1 protein-coding gene and 1 pseudogene are annotated in these 1,231 nt (G+C 72.1%); one reads left to right on the top strand and one right to left on the bottom strand.

Annotated elements, in window-relative coordinates; translation table 11 throughout:
* Positions 1–756, bottom strand: a 756-nt coding sequence (locus ABZV34_RS39715) for an FAD-dependent monooxygenase (protein ID WP_356288250.1), incomplete at its 3' end; no start/stop codon positions are given.
* 234 nt (positions 757–990) lie between these two features.
* On the opposite strand from ABZV34_RS39715, the pseudogene ABZV34_RS39710 reads away from it, so the two are divergent.
* Positions 991–1,231, top strand: a pseudogene (locus ABZV34_RS39710) (DUF1772 domain-containing protein); the annotation flags it as partial.

The raw sequence follows: 1,231 nt of genomic DNA, 5'->3' as shown, positions 1-1,231 counted from the left end.
GACCGGTCCGCCCCAGCCGCGGTGGCGGCGCAGCAGCATCTCGCGCACGCCGGGCTCGTCGCGTCCGCCGGCGGGCCCGTTGGCCACGCTCATCCAGTGCACCAGGCCGGGCGCGACGTCATAGTAGGTGAAGCGGACACCGCGCCCGAACATCGCGTTGAAGGTCCCCGGCGGGATGTCGGGGTGCTGGAGGGGGGAGCGGCCGCGCCAGGCGATGTAGCCGCTGTAGCGGTTGTCGGCGGGGCCGAACAGGCAGTCGCGGACGGTGCCGTGGATGCCGTCGGCCCCGATGAGCAGGTCGCCCCGCTCGCTGCCGCCGTCCGCGAAGCGCACGGTGACCCCGTCCTCGTCCTGGTCGAAGCCGACCACGTGCGCCCCGGTGCGCACCGGGGAGCCCTCCAGCGCGTCGCGCAGCACCCCGTGCAGGACGGAGCGCTCGACGGCGATCGTGGGCGCTCCGTAGCGCTCCACGAAGTCGCCCACCGGCCAGGCGCCCAGCACCTCGCCGCGGTCGGTGCTGAAATGCGCGACCCGCTGCGCCGGCGCCGCCTCGAGGACCTGGCCGGCCACGCCCAGGAAGTCCAGCGCGAGCACTCCGTTGGTCCAGATGTGCAGGCCCGCGCCGCCGTCGCGCAGTTCCTCGGCCCGTTCGAAGACCACACACTCCACACCACTGCGCTGCAGCGCGAGGGCCGCGGCCAGGCCGCCGATCCCTCCGCCGGCGATGAGTACGCGACGGGCACGTCCAATGGCCATCTGGGTGTCTCCTCGTGGCGGTGCGGGCGGTTGTCCTCGCGGGGCGCGGTACGGCGGACCGCCGCGGCCGGGCCGTCCCACGTCCTCGCGACATCCCTTGCGGACTAATGGAGTTGTCAACGCTAGCATTCGAAGCACTGAACTTGATAGTGTCGGCAGGACATCTAGCATTGACAAATCCACGGGGCGGCACGGGCCCTTGTGGCAACCGGCAGACGGACAAGGGTGGTTGTGATGGAAGCGCTCGTACAAACCCTGGCCGTGGTGGCCACGATGGCCAACGCGGTGGTCTACGGCACCGACGTCTTCTCCGCGATCGTCCAGCGGCCCGCCCTCGCGCACGTCGACGACGCGGTGCTGACCAGCACCATGGGGCAGATCCACCGCTTCGGGGACCGGCGGATGCCCGTCCCGGGCTTCTTCGGCCTGGTCGCCACCGTGGCCACGGCCGTCGCGGCCGGCTTCGGCGGCGAGA

Origin of the sequence: Streptomyces sp. NPDC005195 (genome assembly GCF_040608315.1) — a bacterium.
Classification (GTDB): domain Bacteria; phylum Actinomycetota; class Actinomycetes; order Streptomycetales; family Streptomycetaceae; genus Streptomyces; species Streptomyces kaempferi.
The sequence above is the reverse complement of the archived record's forward strand: the minus strand, read 5'-3'. Positions and strand labels throughout refer to the sequence as shown.